Genomic DNA, 19311 nt, shown 5'->3' on the forward strand with positions numbered 1-19311 from the left:
GCCGCCATTCGGCAGGTAAAGCATCCCCTTCGTTTCACCACCGGCATTCTGTGATGAAAGGAGGAAAATATGGGCAGTAAAAATTAGAGTTGTCATCCAAAAGAGCGGCGCACAATGAGCGGCACCGGATCTCAAAGGATGCCAATCGTCCGCACCATGATAGCAAATTGACGTTGCTGCCTTTAGAAAAACTCTTTTTTCAGTTCTTTTTCAATGTGACTGTGGAGAGGTTGCAGTTTCAATCCATATACTTCTTCGGCCACTAACTTAGCAATCTGGACAGCACCTTTTTCTTGGAAATGGGTATTATCTTCTGATCCATCTGGATAGTTCGAGTGTTCTCCTGGTTCAAGCCACATAAATAAATCCTTGCTGTCTTCCGGTCCGACCTCATTATACAATGCCATGCTTTTCCCGGTCATATCGATTACAGGGACATCTTCCTCTAATCCCAGTTCCTTCATTGCGCTTGGGTAATTGCCATGGGAACGTTTTGCCTCACCATCAACCGTGAACCCTCTTCGTTCAACCGGTGTAAGCAGCACTGGAATGGCTCCCTTCTCACGTGCTCCATCAATATACTCTTTTAAGTAACTTTTATATGTCGTATCTGGATCGGTATAACGGTCCGGGTCATCTGATTTAGAGTCATTGTGCCCGAATTGAATAAATAGATAGTCTCTCTTTTCAATCTCCGCAAGAATCTCATCTAAGCGGCCTTCATCTATAAAACTCTTCGAACTTCTGCCGGGGGCTGCTTCATTATGGACCTCGATTTTTTTATCAAACATACGATCAAGAACTTGTGCCCACCCCATACGCGGAGCGCGGGCTTTTTCGTAGTAAGAAGCCGTAGAATCCCCTGCTACGTAAATCGATACGGTATTTTGGTTATGGTCCTTTCCTTTTTCGAAGGATGAATGAGAAGCTATGGCAGAATGACTCCCAAATGCCATGCAGATAGAGATCAATGTGGTCATGAATAACCTTCCTTTTTGTTTTTTTTCATTATATTCCTCCTTATTTTTTATAATGATAAGGCCCTATCCTCTTTTCTCTTTAACACGTATTACATTACAATATAGCATAACATATTGACGGAATATTTCGTTTTCTTGTCTTGCTTTTTTGTTTCTATTCCTCCTTCTTATGCCGGTTCCCGTTTCACCACCCTCATTCTGTGATAAAATGAAGAAAAATGCGTGAAAGGATACATAGACATGCTTCTCATTGAACCACAATTATACAACCTGCTGACGGGCAGCCTTCTGCCGGAGGAAGTGGACATGCCGGAGAGTGACCGGCTTCCCGGGACCTACGTACAGCAGGTAGCCGATCAGCTCGATACGATGCCCCGCTTTTTCCGGCGCAACCGCCACACGCTGACGTGCCGGGCGTGCGGCCACCGGGCGAAATACAATATCGGACAGCCTTTGCTCGTGCATGCTTCCGTCGATACCGCGACCATCATTCAACAGGATATCAGCAAACTTGATGTACAGTTCCCGCTTTATTTCCGGTGCGGGCACTGCAATGCCGCGGAAGGCTGGGATTGGGGCGAGCGGCTCGAACGCGCCCTCACCGAAGGATTGCTTGGGAGTACAGCCAGTAAAAATGATCCGTCCATGCCGGTGAACGGCGAATCCCGCCTGTTTGACGGATACAAGCCGGAATGGGCCGCGGACGGGGAAAAACGGCTCCTCGCCTACATCGAAGAAGAGCCGGACAGCGCCTTTCTATGGTACAAACTCGCCGTGCTGTACTACCGGGGGCACCGCGCGGATCTTGCGGCTGCGGCGCTGGAACAGTCGGTGGCGCTTGATCCGAAGCACACCGAAGCGCTGTACACCCTCGCCCAGCTGCTCGACACTGTGAATGCCGAAGCGTCGCATGACTTTTTCCAGCAGACACTGCTCAGCATCCCGCATTACGACGGTCTCGACGCCGAAACGCTGCGCGACGTCGCGGCGCACAGCCTGTGGGAACTTGAAACGCTGCAAAACGACAGCGGCGCGGCCTGGCTTCCGTCCGCTGAAGCAGCTCCAAAAGACGCGGACACGGCTCTGCGTGACTTTCTCGCTCTGCCGGAAGAACAGCAGAAAGAACAGCTTCGTCTCGTGCAGGGAGAAGAGGAAAAGGACCTTTCTTCGTTTTACCCTGTCGCGGAACTGTTTCTCGGTCGTCATGCCGAAATGCTGGATGAACTGGAAAAGACAAACCATCATCTGCTGCAGCCCGAAGTGGTCAAGCAGCGCAGGGAGCAGCGGGAGCGCTACCAGGACTTCCGTCAGACCGGGGTGCAGCTGCACGGCGATATGTTTTCCTACTTAATCGAACAGCGCGGACCGCGGACGATGCGGGATATCGGGGACAGACTCGGGGTCCCGTTTGAGGACGATGCCGTGTTTGATAAAGACGCGATCGCCGATACCGGCATTTATGACGAGGTACTAGACGGCAGGCCGCTCATCCGGCAGTACGACGCGCAGCACGAGGAAGACGGAAACCGGCGTGCTGTCCTTGACGCGGGACTGCGGAGTCACGCCTCGCTGTATGAAGTGACCGGCGGCAGCCGTATCGACGGACTCGTCCGGCTCCGCGACGTTTTCGGCGGCGGGGAATGGACGATTATTGATACGAACTTCAGCAAAAGCGCCGCCAAAGGCGACATCCTGTTTGCGCGTCTCCTGCCGTTTGACGATTTTTCGATGACATCCGGGGTGTTCTTTCTGTTTCCAGCCGAGCACCGCAGCGTCGTCGAACGCCGGATGGCGAGACACAAAAGTACGGCCAAGGCATTCCAGGAAGCGTACCGGTTGTACCGGAACGAAGGATACGGGGTGAACAACAATGGCAGATAATGGACAACGCCGCGCCGATTTAAAGGCAGGCATGGAAGTCGATATCGTCCTCAAGCAGGATCAGCGCTCCGGGAAGCGGACACGAGGTATCATTCAACAGTTTTTAACCAAATCCGCGTCCCACCCACACGGCATCAAAGTCCGGCTCGAAGATGGAAGCGTCGGCCGGGTGAAGGAGATTATCAGCGGATGACCCGGGAAAGCCATCCGTTTGAAGCGTGGACCGCGGTGCAGGAAGAGCTCAAACAGGCCCGCGCCCACAGCTCCCGGCTGATGGCATGGTGCGAGGAAGGCATGGCGCTCCTGCCGGACGTGTTGCCCCATTTCACCGAACCGCCGCGCGCCATCGCCTGCCGCGACCTGTTGATTCAGGCACTCGCCGCCCGGGACGAGTTCGACCGTGCCCGGCTCGTCATCGAACGTGCCGCGGAGTCCGGAGCCTACCGTCCGGAGCGGAAGCAGGCAGCACTTGAGCGCGTGGATGAAATGGAGAAAGCAGCCGGAGCCGTACACGCCTGCATCAGAGACCATCCCGGTCTTTCCGGCAAAGAAGCCTATGACAAAGCCTCATGGTCCAGCGACGCCGGTGCGGTCCAGTGGTACATCCAGCACAGCCGTACGATCCGCAGACTGCCCGGAAGCGCCGGTTATACGTTGTCGCTGCCTTCTTCCACTGGAAACCGTACGGTCAAGGCCGCCATCGTCGACGTGGAAACGACCGGCATGTCCAAGTCCAGCGATGAAATTGTAGAAATCGGCGTCATGCTCTGCCGCGTGGACGAGCAGACCGGGGAAATCGTGGAAGTGCTCGAAGAAGTAAATAACCTGCATGAACCGTCGTTTCCGATTCCACCCGGTGTCATCAAGGTCCACGGCATCCGCGACCGCGACGTCGCCGGTAAGGAAATGGATAGGCCCCGGCTCCGCCGGCTGTTCGCCGAAACCGACGTGCTGATCGCCCACAACGCTTCCTTTGACCGCGGCTTCGTGCAGAAATACTTTCCTGAAACCGGAGGCATGACGTGGCGCTGTTCCGTGAAGAACGTGGCCTGGAAGGAGTACGGCTTCCCCACGAAAAAACTGCTCGACCTCTGCCAGCGTCACAGCATCACAGACTCACAGAACCACCGCGCCCTCGACGACGTCAAACTCACCGTCCGGCTCCTGCAGCAGCAGAATCCGGAAGGCGAGTATTATATGAAAGAATTGCTTCCGTATTAAGAGCATGTCCGCATGTGGACGACTGGGTACCGAGCCAAGTCCCGCATTGGCAGGTATTTTCGTTGTTTTGACTGGTGAATCCTCTGACACATCTCAGCGGTAAGCGGAAGGAATTTCTTTAAATGCAGAACGCTCTGTCACCGGCGAAACAACAACCATGACATGCGGAGATGGAGACCTTGCCACACCAGCTCCCCCATTAGTTCTGCAGCTTCTGTAAAAGCAGCGGATACGAGTATTCGCTGCTTCAGAATGCTTCGGTACATAAGCTGTAAACGACATGCTTGTTTCATCCATCAGTTTCAAAACATCTTCTTCCGCCATGCTGTCTTCAATTGAAAATAACGAACATTAAGGAAGGGGATTTGATTCGGCTTTGTTATTTGTAGATGCTGCCTCTCGGACCTATATCTAAGACAAGGATAAGCAATTCGTCATTATGTATCCGGTATATTAAGAAAAGCGCAAGCACCCTGGGCAGCCGCGACAGGTTCTGGATCGGGCGACTTCGGGCAGCCTGCTGCCCGAAGTCGCTATGGCCAGGAAGTTCGACTAAGGCCGTCACGTCCTGTGAAAACGTCGAACTGACTCACATCTTGTGATCCTCCGAGCGGCTGGGCGCTGGAACTGGATCTCAAAAACGCCAAAATTTAAAATTAGCTGACTATAAACGAAAATCTCCAAGCCGGTACCTGTAGGTTTCAAAATCACTGCCCTTTACAGGCTTCACATTCCCTACACGATAAGGATCGACTTGGAGCTGTTCTATAACTTTCATTATTTGTTTTTTTCGGATGACATCTTGTTTTTTTATAAATTTTTCTGCTTTCTTTTCAATGATTACTCTATAATTTGAGGTCATCTTTTAACTCCGCAAAAGTAACATATTCTCCGTTATTTATATTGCTTTCCGCTTCTTCTACTGCTTCTTTTTCCTCTTTTGTAAAAGGAGAATCATCACATTCCACAACGGTCCCATCAATCACCGTGAATTCTCCCTGAACAAATTTACTCAAAACGTCATAAGCCGTTTTATTGTGCTTCTCCTTGATTTGTTCCACTAAATCATGCAAATCTTGTTTTTTTACACTCATGGGATTCACCTCTTCCTGCTATTATACAACACTTACATTGACATTACACACATTCCATTCATTTTCCGCTTGAATTAACGCGTGTCTTGTGTCCACACCACCAGATACATACGGACAAGTTTGAAAAAAGCGCGGGAAGTTGGCGCTTTTTTTCTTATTTCATATGTACTTTTGGAAGATCTGGTCAAAATACAGGGTAAGAAAGAATGTCGGTCTTACAACACAGGAGGAACGTGATGGAGGAGCTGGATTTGCACCATATTTTTTCGCTGGGTCTGATTTTGGTAATGATTGCTGCGGGAACGACGGCGATCGCGAAGAAGTGCAGCCAGCCGTACCCGATTGTGCTCGTTATTGTCGGCACAATCATCGGTCTTATCGATATCCCGGTCATGGAACCTTTAATTACCTTTATCACCGAGGGGGAGGTCTTTCACTTTATCGTGATCACGCTGTTTCTGCCGGCCTTACTCGGTGAAGCGGCGCTGAAGCTGCCTTCTTCCCAGTTAAATGAAAATAAAAAACCGATTATCGCGTTAGTACTCATCGGCATCCTGGTGTCCTTTGGCGTTATTGGGTTTTCGTCCATGTGGGTGTTGCAGTTGTCGATTCCCGCGGCATTTGTATTTGCTGCTGTGATGAGCGCCACGGATCCGGTCAGTGTGCTTTCCATTTTCAAAACCGTTGGCGTAAACGAGCGGTTGTCGACGGTGATTGAGGGCGAAAGTTTATTCAATGACGGGGTGGCTGTGGTTCTTTTTAATATATCCGCCTTTTCCCTGCTCACGTATACCGATCTGGGGATGATTGGAGCGGCACATGGTTTGTGGGAATTTGTGAAAGTCGTGTCTCTTGGTTTCATCATCGGCGGTGCCCTGGGATATGTTGTCTCCCTTCTCACCAAATATTTTGATGATTATCCGCTCGAAATACTATTCAGCCTCCTCCTTTTTTATGGTTCGTTTATACTCGCGGAAACGATTCATGCCTCCGGTGTCATTGCCGTCGTGACGGCTGCACTGATTCTGGGGAATTACGGGGCCGAAATCGGGATGAGTCCAGCCACCAAATTAAACATCAGCAGCTTTTGGGACGTGGCGGCCCTCCTTGCCAACTCGCTTGTCTTCTTAATGGTGGGGCTCGAAATTACCCGGATTGACATCACGGACAAATGGGGCTTGATGTTTGCCGCGATTGTCATCGTTCTTATCGCCAGAAGTGCGGCGGTATACGCCAGCTTATTCTTTGTGAAAGAAGCCCCGCCGCGGTGGATGCACATTCTGAACTGGGGCGGTTTAAAAGGGTCGCTGTCCATCGCTCTCGTGCTCAGCCTTCCAAGAGACTTCACAGGCCGGGAAGAGCTGTTAATCATGGCGTTCAGCGTCGTTTTATTTTCCCTTGTCGGACAGGGGCTGACGATTAAACCGCTGATATCCCGGCTCGGAGTGAATAAAAAAGAGGAAGGCAACAAAGAATTTGAAGCACTCCTCGCCCGTGTGTACCGGTATAAAAATGCCGTTGCCGAAATAACCAGAGTGAAGGAAAACTTATTTCTGACCGACACCGCAACGAGAGAAATGTTGGATGAATACGAAAATACACTGGAGACACTGCAGGAAAAAATGGAACATCTTTTCCAAACCCATCCCCACCTGAAAGAAAAGCAGCAGGCCACCCTGCTGCGGCATTCCCTGTATGCACAGCATGAGGCCGTGGAACGCTTGGTAAAAGAAGACATCATTTCGAATGAAGCGGGCGAAAAGGAACTCGATATCATTACAAATAAGCTCGTGGAATTAGAAAGTGAGTAGGTGCTGAAAGCAGGAGAAATAAAATAATGGCTCGAGCAGAAGGGGGAGGCCTGCCCGCGCCACAGGGGGTTACTGCGTGTCCATCATGAGGCGGTTGTTCGAAGGAAGAACGTGGGTGGCAAGATACATGTGAAAATAATATTCGCCTAAAGCCAGAACCGCAGCAGCGATGGCCGCTCCTGCTGCGGGGACCTCTACTCCAGGGATAACGGCCCCCGCTCCCCACAACAGAATAAACGCAAGCACAAAATCCGCCAGCACCGCAGGAACATTCTGGATTTTCGGCAGAATAAACATATCTCCAGGGTAGGAAACCGCCCCCACAATGACGGTAAGAAGCAGGACCGATAAGAACGAAACGCCGTATATAATGCCAAGAATCAGAAACAGCACAATAAGAGTCATTATTCCTTTTATCAAAAGCGCTTTCGCGTGCTCCATAAGGAACCTCCTTTCGTTCTTTATAGTTTCCTTTTCCCATATCCTGTATTCGTTCAAACCGGTCCCGGTGAATCCACGTTATACGACAAAAATTTCTGTGCGCGTCACCATAACGTTCTGGACCAGATTATCCTGCATTCGAAAATAAAAAAGACATTCCGCAGAAGAAATGCCTTTAATCTTCAATCAAATCGTGCAGCGGCACGGTCAGTTCATGGTCGGGATCCCCAAGCGAATAGATCCTTGCTGTATTATCTTCATCATGGACGCGCTGAATATAGACCGGCGTTCCGTCGTAAGTGACGCCTGCCATAACAGGTGATTCCGAAATTTCCTTTGCACGTAATATATCCATTGCAGGCCCTCCTTTGTTCTTCTGTCGTTAGGGTAAGCAGACCTGAAACATTTATGCGGCGGAATGATTGATTTTGCTGGAAAAGATACAGAATAGTAAACGTTGGCGGTATTTTATGTAGAGGCTTCCGCCGGGACAAATTCCATTGAGGACACTATGCCGCCATATTGATTATTTAGTGTTCTCTCCCCTCTCCTCCCACCGGCTTCCAATAGTTTCTTCTATAACAGTGCATTCATCGAGAAAGAAAGTGACATAATAACAAATGCGAAAATACTGTGGCATAATCTTGACTTTTTTGTTTCAGATAAGAATTTCATGTGGTGATGTGGCAGAAGTTGCTATGTTTCTTACTGGTATGGTCAGTTATTCTCTTCACAACAGGAATATGATCGAAACTTTTAACACAGATTTTAGCAAGTTTTATTCTTATACATGAGGGAAAAATACTATATGCTTCTTAAGAAAGGTGGAGAAACATATGAAAATGAAAGCTGCCGTCACACCAGCCGAAAGTGCTCCGTTTGAAATTGAAGAAGTAGAGCTTCAGGAACCACAGACAAACGAAGTATTAATAAAAGTTGTCGCTTCGGGTGTCTGCCATACCGATGCTGTAGCGCGGGACCAGGAAGCTCCCACTCCTCTGCCCGCCGTTCTGGGTCATGAAGGCTCAGGGATTATTGAAAAAGTCGGACCCGGGGTGAAGTCAGTGGAGGAAGGAGACCATGTTGTTCTTTCTTATGTATCCTGCGGTCAATGTGAAAACTGCTTACAGGGCAACATTGCTTACTGTGAACGAATGACCCCATTGAACTTCGGCGGTAAGATGCTGGATGGTTCACAGCGACTGTCAAAAGACGGAGAACATTTATCCTCCTTTTTTGGCCAATCCTCGTTTGGCATGTATGCCGTCGCAAATGAGCGCAACGTTGTAAAAGTTGACAAAGATATTGATTTGGCTGTTCTTGGACCGCTGGGCTGCGGGATTCAAACAGGAAGCGGAACCGTGCTGAACAAATTAAAACCTCAATTCGGTGAAACAATCGCTGTCTACGGATGCGGCGCTGTAGGTTTAAGTGCCATCATGGGTGCCCGGTTAACCGGTGTTTCTAAAATTATGGCCGTGGATGTGCATGACAGCAGACTGGAACTGGCCAAAGAACTTGGAGCCACCCACACCTTTAATGGAAGTGAAGTAGACGTTGTCGAGGAAATTAATAAAGAAACAGACGGCGGCACTCATTATGCTGTAGAAACAACAGGCGCAGCTAAAGTAACAAGGCAGTCACTGCAGGCTCTGCGTCCTATGGGCACTTCCGCAGTAGTGGGAATGACACAGGATATGAGTTTTAATGTATTTGATGACGTGATGGCCGAAGGAAAATCGCTGTCCGGAGCTATAGAAGGAGAATCCATACCTCAAATATTTATTCCCCGGCTGATTGATTTTTATAAAAAAGGGAAATTCCCTTTCGACCGATTAGTGAAATATTACAATTTAGAAGACATCAATCAAGCTTTTGATGATTCAGCAAATGGATCAACCGTTAAACCGATCGTAAAAATGGATCATGCCTAATCGAAGCCGGTCATACGCCGGGTCAAAGGGGCTTCCTGCATCAGGACAGCCCCTTTTTCTGTTCGTTCGAGCAAATGCATGTTCACGATGTAAAGGGAATCTTTCGAAAGGGACACTACGAATGAAAAAAGCGGCATAGTGTTCTCCGAATCCATGCCCGTGGGCACTATACGGCTGAAGGGCTGTGTTAGTGGTTCCCGTTTTCTGCGGGTGGAAACTATTCATAGATAATAGAATGATAGTGTACCCAAAACTCACGCTGGAAAACACTAAGCCACCATATCAATCACTTAGTGTCCACTCCCTTTCCAGCGCCACAAAAAGATGGAAACCCGGCCGGCTTCCATCCTCTGCCCTATTAAGACTGTCCGATTCTTTCTACCACACGCTGGATGCGGCCACCGTCCATTTCGTACACCTTTCACGCCCTGTTTATCCAGTCCGTTCGTCGGTTCATCCAAAACGACGACGCTCGGCTTCTCCATAATGGCCTGCGCAATCCCAAGGCGCTGCTTCATGCCTAACGAATACTTCTTCTGCTGAGTTTCGATTTATTGCTTTGATATTATTATCATAATATGGTACAGTTAGAGCATAATAAAAGGCAGGGACAGCGGAAACTGCCCCTGCCTCTTGAACGATGCAGACGGCCCTTCAAAGAGGGCAACAATTTCAGTAGGTTATGAAAACCCCATCCTTTTTAGAGTTGCCTCTCTAATGTAAGGATGGGGTTTTACTTTCTGCCTGAGATCATGATAAGCAATACCGTCAAGAGTATCATGATGACCTCAAAAAACAAAAATGGCCCACTCTTCATGAGAAATCCCGATGGATATAGCTAGAGTATTGATTATGCAGCCTCAGCGTTTCCTGAAAAAACTTATTCGGACCGGGGATGTGAGGTTTGGTTTAAAAGGATCACGCTGATTATACCGGCCAGGAATGGTAGCGAGGACATGATGATGATTTGACTGTTCAGCGTCCCCTCTAAAGAATGAAAAATGGCAAATATGGAACCACTCACCAATCCAACCATTGCTGCATACGTTGCCGCCGGATAATTCGCGAGAAGGTAACGGATGAGTTTACTTATAAACAAAACGCCGGCTACCATCCCGGAACCGATGGCAGCTATAATTGGCAGGTTCAGCGTCATCAGTGCCTATCATCTGTCCTATATAAAAGTCACCGGTCCTCACATAACTAATCACAAATCCGCCTCCGAAAACGATTAGCAGATTAATCGAGAACAGTAGTAAACCTGCGTTCTTCTGCATCTTTGCCCCCTCTTTCTATTTATCCTGCTCTTATTTTACAACCCATAAATTCACATTTCTACCATCTTCATATGTATACTAAGGGACACTGCGATGGAAAAACAGTGGCATAGTGTCCTTCCATCCTGCATCCGTGGACATTATGCCGCGGGAATCCGGCGCCATTGGTTCCTCTTTTTCACCGGTGGATACTAATCGCAGTAAACAGAGGGATGTGTCCACAACCTGCCCTTGCATGGACACTAGCACATGAACTCATTAACTTAGTGTCCCCTTATTCTCCCCCATCCCCGCAACGCAAAAAAAGATGGAACCCCGCTCGCAGGATTCCATCCATCAGCATCTTATTTCTGCACCGGCGCGCTGTTCATGACTTCCACCAGTCGTTTCATGCCTTCTTCAATCAACTCCGGTTCGGCGTTGGTGAAGTTGAGGCGCATCGTGTTCTGGGCGGGCTGGTTTACGTAGAACGGGGCGCCGGGTACGAAGGCGACGCCGTTGTCGACCGCGTCGTCGAGGAGCGCTTTCGTGTTCACGTATTCCGGCATGGAAACCCAGAAGAACATGCCGCCTTTTGGTTCGTGGTAGCGGATGTCGATGTCATCGGCGCGATCGAAAATGTCTTTCATGACGTGCATCCGTTCTTTATACGTGCGCTGCAGCGTGCGGATGTGGGCGTCGAGATCAAAGTCCTCGAGCAGCTTCACGAGCGCGTGCTGGGTAAGCGAGTTCGTGTGCAGGTCGGTCGCCTGCTTCGCCTGGGCCATCATCCGGAGGATCTGATACGGCCCCGTGATCCAGCCGGTGCGCATAGCGGGCACGACGGTTTTCGAGAAGGTGCTCGTGTAGACGACGTATTTGTTTTCATCGAGTGAAGCAAGCGGCGCCACGGTTTCTGCTTCATCGAACTTGATGTCGCCGTACGGGTCATCTTCGAATACGATCGTGTGGTACTTTTCCGCGAGCCGGAGCAGTTCTTTTCTCCGCTCGAGCGACCAGACTTTTCCGTCGGGGTTGGAGTACGTCGGAACGATGTAGATACACTTCGGCTTCAGCTGCTGGATTTTTGTTTCGAGATCCTCTTTTGTCATGCCGTCGTTGTCTGCGTCCACCGGCACGATGTTCACTTCATAGGACTGGAAGACCTGAATGGCGGCAAGGTACGTCGGATTTTCGGTAAGCACGATGTCGCCGGGATTGAACATAACGCGGGCGAACAGGTCAATCGCCTGCTGCGAGCCGGAGGTGATGAGCACGTTTTCCGGCATGCGGTGGATTCCCTTGTCCGCCATGCGTTCCGTCAGTTTTGACCGGAGTGCCGGAACACCTTCCGTTTCGCCGTACTGGAGTGCTTTGGCATCGGTGTCGAGCGCTTTGTTGAACGCCTCCCGCACTTCTTCGACCGGGAACAGATTCTCATCCGGAAGTCCGCCCGCAAATGAGATGACATCCCCGCGATTGACGACTTTTAAAATATCCCGCACCGCCGAAGACTGCATGTGGTTGACCCGTTTTGCAAAACCGTATTTCATGAGCGTTAGCCCCTTTATCGTGGATTATTACGCCTACTTATTATAACACAGCGGCGCGTAGAATCCGATACGAAGACAGAATGTTCAGCCATCTGGATGCAGGATGACTTTGCTGAACGGTTCTTCCTGGTTGATGATGTTTTCAAAAACGACGGGGCCTTCCTCGAGAGGCAGGCGGTGCGAGATGACGGGGGCCATCTCGAGGGTTCCGTCCGCAAGAGCCGCGGCGGTTGCGCTCCATTCGCGGCCGGGAAACGGAGCGGAGACGGCATTCCATCCGCCGAGGACGCGGAGTTCGTTGCGTACAATGCGTTCAAAGTAGTAGCGTTCAAACGTGATATCATTGTACGGAATGCCCATGTAGATGACATCGCCGCCTTTTTTCGGCAGGGCGAGCACCTGGACAGACGTGACCGGGGATCCGGCGGATTCAACGGCGGCGTCCACTCCCTCTCCGTTGTATGCAAGCAGCGCTTCTTCCACGTTCTGCTCTTTTGGATTCAGGCAGACGTCGGCGCCGAGGCGGGCGGCGCGTTCGAGCTTGGACGGATCGATATCGATCGCATAGACGTTATCTGCGCCGAATTGTTTGGCCCACTGGATGCTGAGCAGCCCAATATTGCCGCAGCCAAGCACAGCAGTTGCTGCGCCCGGCTCCAAAGCCGAGCGGTACAAGGCGTGCAGGGCGACCGCGGACGGCTCCATCAGCGCTGCCGCGTCCATCGTTACGCCTTCCGGTACCGGCACAACGTTGGCGGCGGGTAGTTTCGTCTGTTCGGCAAAAGCGCCCGGCCGGAAAGCGCCGAGCACCGTGAGTGCCTGACAGCGGGCCGGGTTTCCTTTTTCGCATTCCCGGCACGTCCCGCACGGAAAGGCGGGGCATCCGGCCACCCGGTCCCCCGGCTTCACGTGGGTGACACCTGTTCCGACTGCAAGCACCGTGCCTGCGAATTCATGGCCGAACGTCATGCCCTTCACATACGGGCCGAGCTTGGCATACCGGGACAAATCCGACCCGCAGATGCCGGCGGCCGCCACCTGTATCACGACGTCATCCGGCGCGGTCACTTCCGGCAGCGGCACGTCTTCCATCCGGAGATCCTTCTTCCCGTGCAGCGTCAGCGCCTTCATCATCATGACGACGATTCCTCTGTGTTCCCGCGGCCGAACCGGCGCCGGAAGATACCGATGGATGCCGCTGCCACGAGAATGGTATTAATCCACGTCTGGTTCGCCGTATACATATCAAGTACCGGATTCAACGGACCGAGCATCGTTTCCACCATCGATTGAATCATGTATTATCCCCTCTTTCTTCCATATTGACAGGCGTCAAGGACACTTTAATGCCTCCGCCGTTTTTAATCGCGTCGTACGCTTCGTCCCACTGCGTGATATCGAATTCGTGGGTAATCAGAGCCTTCGTATCAACGGTTCCGCTTCGTATGAGTTCCAGGCTCGGTTCCCAGTCGGCCGCTTTCTGGCTGCGGGTGCCGGTCACCTGGATTTCTTTCTGGATGATGTCGCTTGCATTCAGCGAGACTTTCTCCTCCGGAAAAATACCGACCTGGACGTACTGTCCTTTTTTCGTCAAGAGATCCAGTCCCATATTAGCCGCCGGCGGAGCGCCGGTGCATTCGAAAACAAGATCGGCGCCGTATCCGGACGTGCGCTCCAAAACGATATCTTTCACATTCTCTGTTTCGATGTTGATCTGCTCATCGATGCCAAGTTCCTCCGCTTTGGCAAGCCTCGTCTTATCGTGGCTGAGACCGGTGATGATGACCGAAGCGCCTCCCGCCTGGAGCACCTGCGCGGTCAATAGGCCGATCGGGCCGGGGCCGAGAACGACCGCGGTGTCCCCTTTTCCTACCTCTGCTTTTTCTACCGCGTGATACGCACAGGCGAGCGGTTCGGTTAACGAGGCTGCTTCATAATCGACTTCCTCCGGCAGCACATGGATGCTTTCTTTACGCGCAATGACGTAATTCGTCCAGCCGCCATCCTGCTTGGAGCCGAGGCCGACGCGGCGGGGACAAAGGTTGTAGTCCCCGCTTTCACAGTACCGGCACTCCCCGCAGATGTCGTACGTCGTCTCGGTGGTCACCCGGTCTCCCGGGCGGCATTCGGTGACATTGCTTCCTATTTGCACGACAACTCCGGAAAATTCATGACCGAGAATAACCGGTGTTTTCACGTTATAATGCCCTTCGTAAGCATGCAGATCCGACCCGCAGACACCGGCATATTTCACTTCGATTTTCACCTGGTCCGGTCCGGGAGCAGGTTCCGGTACGTCTTTGACGATGAGATGGCCGTACCCTTTTTGTTCTTTCACAAGCGCCTGCATCACGCGTTCCTCCTTTTTTCGTTAATTAAAGAGCGAGAAGAATTTGTAGATGACGTAGTTGATCATGTTGCCGCCCTGGTCGAGACTCGAAATCTGACTCGTTCCTTCCGGCATATCGAACTGCGCTGCTTCGCCCATCTGGGTATGAATCTGGGCGACATCGGTTGCCATGTAGAGCGTGAGTGCGATCATGACGGTGCCGACAATGACGGAGTGAATGATGTTGCCCCGCGCGGCTCCGACGATAAAGGCGACGATGAATGGAATCGTGGCAAGGTCCCCGAACGGAAGTACATTGTTACCAGGCAGCACAATCGCAAGGGCCACCGTAATCGGAACGAGGATGAGTGCCGTCGCAATAACCGCCGGATGACCGATTGCTACCGCTGCGTCGAGGCCGATATAGATGTCTTTCGCGCCGAATTTACGCTGCAGCAGATCACGCGCCGACTGCGATATCGGCATGAGCCCTTCCATCAGAATCTTCACCATCCGCGGCATCAAGAGCATCACGGCAGCCATTGTAATACCGATGTTGAACACTTCCCCAAACGGATATCCTGCCAGAATGCCAAGCGCGATTCCGAGAAACAGGCCGATGAAAATCGATTCGCCGAAGACGCCGAAGCGTTTCTGGATCGTCTCCGGGTCGGCGTGGAGCTTCTTGATTCCAGGGATCCGCTGCACCAGCCATACGAGCGGAATGCCAAGCGGTGCGTAGGAGGCCGTGCTTCCGGTTGCCACCGATACGCCGGGCAGATCGAATTCGCGCTCGAGAATCGGCGCGGTCCAGTCCGCGATCTTAAGACACACAATTTCAAACAGAATCGCCGCAATCAATCCTTGAATGATGCTGCCGCTCATCACATAAACCATGCCTGCCATAAACGCGAAGTGCCAGAAGTTCCAGATATCGACGTTCATCGTTTTCGTTGTTTTTGTAACCAGCATGATAACGTTTACAAGAAGGGCCAGCGGAATAATAAACGCGGCAATCGGGATTCCCCAGGAAATCGTGGACGCCGCCGGCCAGCCGATATCAATCACGTTCAGTTCGACACCGAGCCGCTCCACCATCGCTTCGGCGGCAGGCCCTAAATTATCGACAAGCAGTCCGACGACAAGGTTGATGCCGACAAACGCCACCCCGATCGTCAACCCGGAACGAAATGCCTTACCGGGCTTCTGTCCGAAGCCAATACCGATGATGAAAATAACCACAGGCAGTATAACCGTCGGACCGATATTCAAAAATGCCTGAAAACCATCTATAAGTCCCTGCACAATGTTTCCCCCTTGATAAATAAATAATTATTTATTCCATAATTAGTAATAAATGTATAAATGATAAATAAAAGTACACCCCTCCCGGACGCCGGCCGTTCCGGGAGGTTTTAGTTTTTTACTGCTTCAATGCATCCAGAATCTCCTGCTCTGTTTCTTCGGTTCCGATACCGGTTAAAAACGCGCGGGCGTTGATGACCGGAAATGGATAGTCTTTTTTCGTCACCGTTGTGGTAACTAATAAATCAGCGGAATCTTCGTATTGTGCTATTTCGGAAATTTTGCACTGGATGACTTCTGCTTCAATATCGTGGTTCTTGCACATATTTTCAATCGCATCGTTCACGACCGTTGACGTGGCAATACCTGTGCCGCACGCCACAAGCACTCTTTTTTTCATCTTGTTTCACCTCCTTGCCGGGATAGTGAGAGCGTGTCTATCAGCGCCTCTTTCCGCTTTGTTTTGTCTTTCGTATTTTTATAAAAAGACAGCTGTGTTTCGTCCTGAAAAATACTCATCAGCTGCTGCAGCATTGATAACTGCGAATGTTCGTCATCCATGGCGAGCATAAAAACCAGTTCCACCGGGACCGTCTCCTTTTCTTCGCCCATGATGCCAAACGCAACCGGTTCATCCAGCACGCCGATACTGATTGTTTTTTGACGGACGTGCTCTTTGCTCGTGTGGGGAATGGCCACAGCCGGCCCCTTCGTCGGCAAACCAGTGGGGTGTTCGTGCTCCCGGTCGATGACCGCCTGAATATAACTTTCTTCCACAAGTTCATGATCGTACAAATTGGCAGCCATCGTCCGCAGCACGTCGTCGGCGTCTGCGGCCTGCATGTTATCCAGTATTAAAGTTTCGTCGATGTGTAAATCACTCAAGGCCGGCACTCCTTCTGCTTGTAGTCTTAAAAGGCATATTTCTGCAGGATCGTTTGGATTTGATCGGTCGTTGCTGCATTCCTTAAATTTTCTATATCGCTTTGGTTCTGGGACAATTTCATAATCTGACGCAGCGCCTGCAGGTGGTCGTGTTTATCCATCGCGGCGATGACGAAAATGAATTGGGCCCGGTGCGTGTCATCAAACGACACGCTTTCTTCCAGTTTCAGCAGGCTCATTCCCATCTGCTGCACCCCGTTTTCCGGGCTGGCATGGGGGATGGCTACGTGGTTTCCGAGTATAAAATATGGATCGTCCTGTCCCTGCGCCAGCATCGCCTCCACGTATTCTTCGGTAATGCTTGCTTCTTCCACCAGCGGCCGGGCTGCCGCCTGCAGGGCACCGGTCCAGTCCGCCGCTTTAGGAAGGATGCGGATTCGTTCCGGGGTGACCATTTCATACAATTGGGGTTTACGCTGAACGGCTGGATCAGCATCCGCCGACCCGCTGTCCCGGTGCACGTATTTCTCAAGCTCCTGCTGCAGGGCATCTTCATCGGACACATGGGCGTGTTTGTGCACGATGTCCAGCATCGTTTCCACGCTTAAATGTTCCGGGGTATACCCGTGCAGCTCCGACATCACCTGCCGGCGCAGCCGTTTTTTCTCATCGGGGTCCAGCATCTTGCTTACGAGAAACAGCGTCGCCTTCGTTTGGACAAAGACCGGGGAAAACACGACGTCGTATTCCAGTTCATATTTCTGGAAATCCCGGACCGATAACGCGTCCAAAAAGACGAGTTCCGGAAATACATCGCGCAACTCCCCGAACAGAAGTCTTGAAACCGAGACACCGTGCGGGCAGACGACGAGCGCTTTCGTCTTGCTGTGAATGCTGTCCCCCTGCCTGGTCAGCCAGCCGCCGATTAACATCGTAATGTACGTTGTTTCGTTGTCCGGCATCGGCTCTCCAATCAGCGTCTCAAGCGGTCCGGTCGACTGCTTCACCAAGTGATGCAGTTCCTGAAATTCTTCACTGATCCCAAGCTCCCATTCATTGATGTCGGTCAGCTTGTATTTCACCCGGTAATAGGCGGGTTTCACGTGAAGCATCAACCGGTGGAGCAGCTGCTCTTTATTATGCAGATGAATACAGGAATACGTTTCAAACAACCGCACCATGTCTTCAAGCGCTGTGAGGAGATCCGGAATGGCATCTTCTGTCAGATCCTGCGCCCAGTACACATTGGCAGTGAGCAGATGGAGCGTAATAAACAGGCGCTCCTCCACCGGCACTTCCGCCCGTCCTTCGAGAATTTTTTCTGTTGCTTTCCATTCTTTTGTGTCCATCACTTCTTCATAATGAATATAAAACGAATCTATACAGTGCCCCTGGCTTACTCTGCGCAGCAGAAGCGACAGCACGTAAGGCATGGATTCCATTTTCTCGTCAGTGAATTTCAGCTGCAGGCTGTGCTCGATGTCCTGAATCACCTCCTGAAAAAATGTGATCTCTTCTTCATGAAGCTCCGTCGTCTCAAGGAAGCGTCCCTTTGCCCCGGAATGCCCCATGATGCGGGCCACGGTGTGGAGCAGGACCTGACGGATGGCGAATTCCTTCCCTTCCAGTTCGTACCCGGTCCGCCTGGAATACGTGACGGTGACGTCGTAGGGTGCGAGCCGTTCCTGCACTTTTTTCAGATCATTCAACGCTGTGTTTTTGCTGACATCAAGCGCGCTCGTGAAATGTATGAGGGACAGCTCTTCCGGGCCGCCCAGGAGCAGAAGAAGCAGGATATCCTCCCTCTCTTTTTCTGAAAGAACGTTGTCTTCCTGCTGCTCTTTCGTTTCACCTCCGAAAAGCGTGGATGAAACAACCGGATCAATCAGGAACAGCCCCTGTCTCGTCCGCTCAATGCAGGGCAGATTTTTCGTTTTCAGCCAGCCGTTGATTTTGTCAAAACTGTATTTCAGCTGGCGCCGGTTCAGGTTGTACTTGACCTCAAGATCTTTGCTGTTCAGACCGGGATTAGCAGCCAGTTCATTCAGTAGATCACTGCTCCGCTGGTCAAGCTGCATCGTCTCCCCCCTTTCCATATGTTCATTCTATCATCGGAACAAGCTTTGATGTATACGCTTTCATCCCAGTCTCTTGCACGTTCGATTGTCACACACTGTGATGGTTTTATGCAGGGGGCGTCCTGATGCTGTTTGCATGCGGATCGATTGGGAAAATCCGGGAATCGAGGGAGAAATCCAGAGAATCGATCGAGAAAAAGAGAAAAAGCCCGGGAATCGATGCAGAAACGCACGGATTGATGCAGAAATCGCGGAAATCGAATCATAAAGGCGCAGCCGTTTCTCCCGGAATTCCTTTTCACCGGCCGGGGATTTCTGCAATCAATGCCTAGGATCCGCTAACGGTCATTTGTCTGCCTCGGACGCCGGGAATTGGTCCTTAGACAGCGTCAAGCGACTTATTCCAGTAGGGAGCGGCGGTGAAGTGGTCCCTGGAGCGTTCTAACGACCAATCCGGCTTTCGCTCCAGCATGCAATCGGTCGCCAGGACTGCTCTAACGACCTTCTTCCCCCTGACCAGCCAGAGGAATCGTCGTTAGCGCG

Annotated in this window: 22 protein-coding genes and 1 pseudogene; 7 read left to right on the top strand and 16 right to left on the bottom strand. The window is 51.2% G+C overall.

The window, feature by feature from the left end; all coding sequences use genetic code 11:
* Positions 1-182: 182 nt before the first annotated feature.
* A complete protein-coding gene (locus ACFSUB_RS13690) occupies positions 183-980 on the bottom strand; it encodes a rhamnogalacturonan acetylesterase (RefSeq protein ID WP_380713833.1) in 798 nt (265 codons plus the stop codon).
* A gap of 240 nt (positions 981-1220) precedes the next feature.
* On the opposite strand from ACFSUB_RS13690, the gene ACFSUB_RS13695 reads away from it, so the two are divergent.
* The 3 genes from ACFSUB_RS13695 to ACFSUB_RS13705 are packed head-to-tail and all read left to right on the top strand — an operon-like array spanning position 1221 to position 4082.
* The gene (locus ACFSUB_RS13695; protein WP_380713834.1) at positions 1221-2861 is read left to right on the top strand and encodes a tetratricopeptide repeat protein; all 1641 of its coding nucleotides are present in this window, start codon (positions 1221-1223) and stop codon (positions 2859-2861) included.
* On the top strand, positions 2851-3054 hold the full coding sequence (locus ACFSUB_RS13700) for a YwbE family protein (protein WP_090926957.1): 204 nt from the start codon (positions 2851-2853) through the stop codon (positions 3052-3054). The genes ACFSUB_RS13695 and ACFSUB_RS13700 overlap by 11 nt, the downstream gene beginning before the upstream one ends.
* A complete protein-coding gene (locus ACFSUB_RS13705) occupies positions 3051-4082 on the top strand; it encodes an exonuclease domain-containing protein (RefSeq protein ID WP_380713835.1) in 1032 nt (343 codons plus the stop codon). Before ACFSUB_RS13700 ends, ACFSUB_RS13705 begins: the two co-directional genes overlap by 4 nt.
* 93 nt (positions 4083-4175) lie before the next feature.
* Here ACFSUB_RS13705 and ACFSUB_RS13710 read toward each other — a convergent pair whose 3' ends face one another.
* The 3 genes from ACFSUB_RS13710 to ACFSUB_RS13720 all read right to left on the bottom strand — a co-directional run bounded on the left by ACFSUB_RS13710 (position 4176) and on the right by ACFSUB_RS13720 (position 5176).
* On the bottom strand, positions 4176-4406 hold the full coding sequence (locus tag ACFSUB_RS13710; RefSeq protein WP_380713836.1) for a hypothetical protein: 231 nt from the start codon (positions 4404-4406) through the stop codon (positions 4176-4178).
* A gap of 340 nt (positions 4407-4746) precedes the next feature.
* The gene (locus ACFSUB_RS13715) at positions 4747-4944 is read right to left on the bottom strand and encodes a type II toxin-antitoxin system RelE family toxin (protein WP_380713837.1); all 198 of its coding nucleotides are present in this window, start codon (positions 4942-4944) and stop codon (positions 4747-4749) included.
* The gene (locus tag ACFSUB_RS13720; protein ID WP_090926961.1) at positions 4928-5176 is read right to left on the bottom strand and encodes a hypothetical protein; all 249 of its coding nucleotides are present in this window, start codon (positions 5174-5176) and stop codon (positions 4928-4930) included. The genes ACFSUB_RS13715 and ACFSUB_RS13720 overlap by 17 nt, the downstream gene beginning before the upstream one ends.
* A gap of 236 nt (positions 5177-5412) precedes the next feature.
* Here ACFSUB_RS13720 and ACFSUB_RS13725 point away from each other — a divergent pair, with 236 nt between their 5' ends.
* Entirely contained in the window at positions 5413-6987 is a 1575-nt protein-coding gene (locus ACFSUB_RS13725; RefSeq protein WP_380713838.1) for a cation:proton antiporter, read from the top strand.
* Between the two features lie 69 nt (positions 6988-7056).
* On the opposite strand, the gene ACFSUB_RS13730 is transcribed toward ACFSUB_RS13725, so the two are convergent.
* Positions 7057-7428: a DUF2512 family protein gene (locus ACFSUB_RS13730; protein WP_380713839.1), complete on the bottom strand. Its 372-nt coding sequence runs from the start codon at positions 7426-7428 to the stop codon at positions 7057-7059.
* 175 nt (positions 7429-7603) lie between these two features.
* Positions 7604-7783 (bottom strand): H-type small acid-soluble spore protein, encoded by a 180-nt coding sequence (locus ACFSUB_RS13735; RefSeq protein ID WP_090927960.1) that lies wholly within the window; start codon positions 7781-7783, stop codon positions 7604-7606.
* A 481-nt stretch (positions 7784-8264) separates the two neighbouring features.
* Between ACFSUB_RS13735 and ACFSUB_RS13740 the strand changes: the two genes are divergently transcribed.
* Positions 8265-9362 carry an NAD(P)-dependent alcohol dehydrogenase gene (locus ACFSUB_RS13740; protein WP_380713840.1) on the top strand — a complete coding sequence of 366 codons (1098 nt, stop codon included), beginning with the start codon at positions 8265-8267 and terminating at the stop codon, positions 9360-9362.
* A 413-nt stretch (positions 9363-9775) separates the two neighbouring features.
* Here ACFSUB_RS13740 and ACFSUB_RS13745 read toward each other — a convergent pair.
* Together ACFSUB_RS13745 and ACFSUB_RS13750 are read right to left on the bottom strand one after the other, a co-directional pair.
* Positions 9776-9898 (bottom strand): annotated as a pseudogene (locus ACFSUB_RS13745) (ATP-binding cassette domain-containing protein); the annotation flags it as partial.
* A 344-nt stretch (positions 9899-10242) separates the two neighbouring features.
* Positions 10243-10476 carry an undecaprenyl phosphate translocase family protein gene (locus ACFSUB_RS13750; RefSeq protein ID WP_245737030.1) on the bottom strand — a complete coding sequence of 78 codons (234 nt, stop codon included), beginning with the start codon at positions 10474-10476 and terminating at the stop codon, positions 10243-10245.
* On the opposite strand from ACFSUB_RS13750, the gene ACFSUB_RS13755 reads away from it, so the two are divergent.
* Entirely contained in the window at positions 10442-10597 is a 156-nt protein-coding gene (locus tag ACFSUB_RS13755; RefSeq protein ID WP_177195579.1) for a hypothetical protein, read from the top strand. The two genes, ACFSUB_RS13750 and ACFSUB_RS13755, sit on opposite strands and share 35 nt — an antisense overlap.
* 386 nt (positions 10598-10983) lie before the next feature.
* Here ACFSUB_RS13755 and ACFSUB_RS13760 read toward each other — a convergent pair whose 3' ends face one another.
* The 8 genes from ACFSUB_RS13760 to ACFSUB_RS13795 form a co-directional block, all read right to left on the bottom strand.
* Positions 10984-12171, bottom strand: a complete 1188-nt coding sequence (locus ACFSUB_RS13760; RefSeq protein WP_380713841.1) for an aminotransferase-like domain-containing protein — start codon at positions 12169-12171, stop codon at positions 10984-10986.
* A gap of 84 nt (positions 12172-12255) precedes the next feature.
* Entirely contained in the window at positions 12256-13308 is a 1053-nt protein-coding gene (locus ACFSUB_RS13765; protein WP_380713842.1) for a galactitol-1-phosphate 5-dehydrogenase, read from the bottom strand.
* Positions 13305-13469: a hypothetical protein gene (locus ACFSUB_RS13770; RefSeq protein WP_177195581.1), complete on the bottom strand. Its 165-nt coding sequence runs from the start codon at positions 13467-13469 to the stop codon at positions 13305-13307. Before ACFSUB_RS13770 ends, ACFSUB_RS13765 begins: the two co-directional genes overlap by 4 nt.
* Positions 13466-14521 (bottom strand): zinc-binding dehydrogenase, encoded by a 1056-nt coding sequence (locus tag ACFSUB_RS13775; protein WP_380713843.1) that lies wholly within the window; start codon positions 14519-14521, stop codon positions 13466-13468. The genes ACFSUB_RS13770 and ACFSUB_RS13775 overlap by 4 nt, the downstream gene beginning before the upstream one ends.
* Positions 14522-14542: 21 nt before the next feature.
* Positions 14543-15805, bottom strand: coding sequence for a PTS galactitol transporter subunit IIC (locus ACFSUB_RS13780; RefSeq protein ID WP_380713844.1), 1263 nt, complete (start codon positions 15803-15805; stop codon positions 14543-14545).
* A gap of 118 nt (positions 15806-15923) precedes the next feature.
* On the bottom strand, positions 15924-16205 hold the full coding sequence (locus tag ACFSUB_RS13785; RefSeq protein WP_090927949.1) for a PTS sugar transporter subunit IIB: 282 nt from the start codon (positions 16203-16205) through the stop codon (positions 15924-15926).
* A complete protein-coding gene (locus tag ACFSUB_RS13790) occupies positions 16202-16690 on the bottom strand; it encodes a PTS sugar transporter subunit IIA (protein ID WP_090927947.1) in 489 nt (162 codons plus the stop codon). Before ACFSUB_RS13790 ends, ACFSUB_RS13785 begins: the two co-directional genes overlap by 4 nt.
* Positions 16691-16716: 26 nt before the next feature.
* A complete protein-coding gene (locus tag ACFSUB_RS13795; RefSeq protein WP_090927945.1) occupies positions 16717-18768 on the bottom strand; it encodes a BglG family transcription antiterminator in 2052 nt (683 codons plus the stop codon).
* Positions 18769-18893: 125 nt separating this feature from the next.
* On the opposite strand from ACFSUB_RS13795, the gene ACFSUB_RS13800 reads away from it, so the two are divergent.
* Positions 18894-19100 carry a hypothetical protein gene (locus ACFSUB_RS13800; RefSeq protein WP_380713845.1) on the top strand — a complete coding sequence of 69 codons (207 nt, stop codon included), beginning with the start codon at positions 18894-18896 and terminating at the stop codon, positions 19098-19100.
* Positions 19101-19311 lie beyond the last annotated feature (211 nt).

The organism is Salibacterium lacus (assembly GCF_042684865.1).
GTDB lineage: Bacteria > Bacillota > Bacilli > Bacillales > Marinococcaceae > Salibacterium > Salibacterium lacus.

Coding starts and splice junctions, on each gene's coding strand:
- ACFSUB_RS13795 (WP_090927945.1), bottom strand. CDS start 18,768: ATGCAGCTTGACCAGCGGAGCAGTGATCTACTGAATGAACTGGCTGCT.
- ACFSUB_RS13730 (WP_380713839.1), bottom strand. CDS start 7,428: ATGGAGCACGCGAAAGCGCTTTTGATAAAAGGAATAATGACTCTTATT.
- ACFSUB_RS13700 (WP_090926957.1), top strand. CDS start 2,851: ATGGCAGATAATGGACAACGCCGCGCCGATTTAAAGGCAGGCATGGAA.
- ACFSUB_RS13785 (WP_090927949.1), bottom strand. CDS start 16,205: ATGAAAAAAAGAGTGCTTGTGGCGTGCGGCACAGGTATTGCCACGTCA.
- ACFSUB_RS13725 (WP_380713838.1), top strand. CDS start 5,413: ATGGAGGAGCTGGATTTGCACCATATTTTTTCGCTGGGTCTGATTTTG.
- ACFSUB_RS13695 (WP_380713834.1), top strand. CDS start 1,221: ATGCTTCTCATTGAACCACAATTATACAACCTGCTGACGGGCAGCCTT.
- ACFSUB_RS13765 (WP_380713842.1), bottom strand. CDS start 13,308: ATGATGATGAAGGCGCTGACGCTGCACGGGAAGAAGGATCTCCGGATG.
- ACFSUB_RS13710 (WP_380713836.1), bottom strand. CDS start 4,406: ATGGCGGAAGAAGATGTTTTGAAACTGATGGATGAAACAAGCATGTCG.
- ACFSUB_RS13800 (WP_380713845.1), top strand. CDS start 18,894: ATGCTGTTTGCATGCGGATCGATTGGGAAAATCCGGGAATCGAGGGAG.
- ACFSUB_RS13760 (WP_380713841.1), bottom strand. CDS start 12,171: ATGAAATACGGTTTTGCAAAACGGGTCAACCACATGCAGTCTTCGGCG.
- ACFSUB_RS13750 (WP_245737030.1), bottom strand. CDS start 10,476: ATGGTAGCCGGCGTTTTGTTTATAAGTAAACTCATCCGTTACCTTCTC.
- ACFSUB_RS13715 (WP_380713837.1), bottom strand. CDS start 4,944: ATGACCTCAAATTATAGAGTAATCATTGAAAAGAAAGCAGAAAAATTT.
- ACFSUB_RS13775 (WP_380713843.1), bottom strand. CDS start 14,521: ATGCAGGCGCTTGTGAAAGAACAAAAAGGGTACGGCCATCTCATCGTC.
- ACFSUB_RS13720 (WP_090926961.1), bottom strand. CDS start 5,176: ATGAGTGTAAAAAAACAAGATTTGCATGATTTAGTGGAACAAATCAAG.
- ACFSUB_RS13705 (WP_380713835.1), top strand. CDS start 3,051: ATGACCCGGGAAAGCCATCCGTTTGAAGCGTGGACCGCGGTGCAGGAA.
- ACFSUB_RS13740 (WP_380713840.1), top strand. CDS start 8,265: ATGAAAATGAAAGCTGCCGTCACACCAGCCGAAAGTGCTCCGTTTGAA.
- ACFSUB_RS13690 (WP_380713833.1), bottom strand. CDS start 980: ATGACCACATTGATCTCTATCTGCATGGCATTTGGGAGTCATTCTGCC.
- ACFSUB_RS13735 (WP_090927960.1), bottom strand. CDS start 7,783: ATGGATATATTACGTGCAAAGGAAATTTCGGAATCACCTGTTATGGCA.
- ACFSUB_RS13755 (WP_177195579.1), top strand. CDS start 10,442: ATGAGTTTACTTATAAACAAAACGCCGGCTACCATCCCGGAACCGATG.
- ACFSUB_RS13770 (WP_177195581.1), bottom strand. CDS start 13,469: ATGATTCAATCGATGGTGGAAACGATGCTCGGTCCGTTGAATCCGGTA.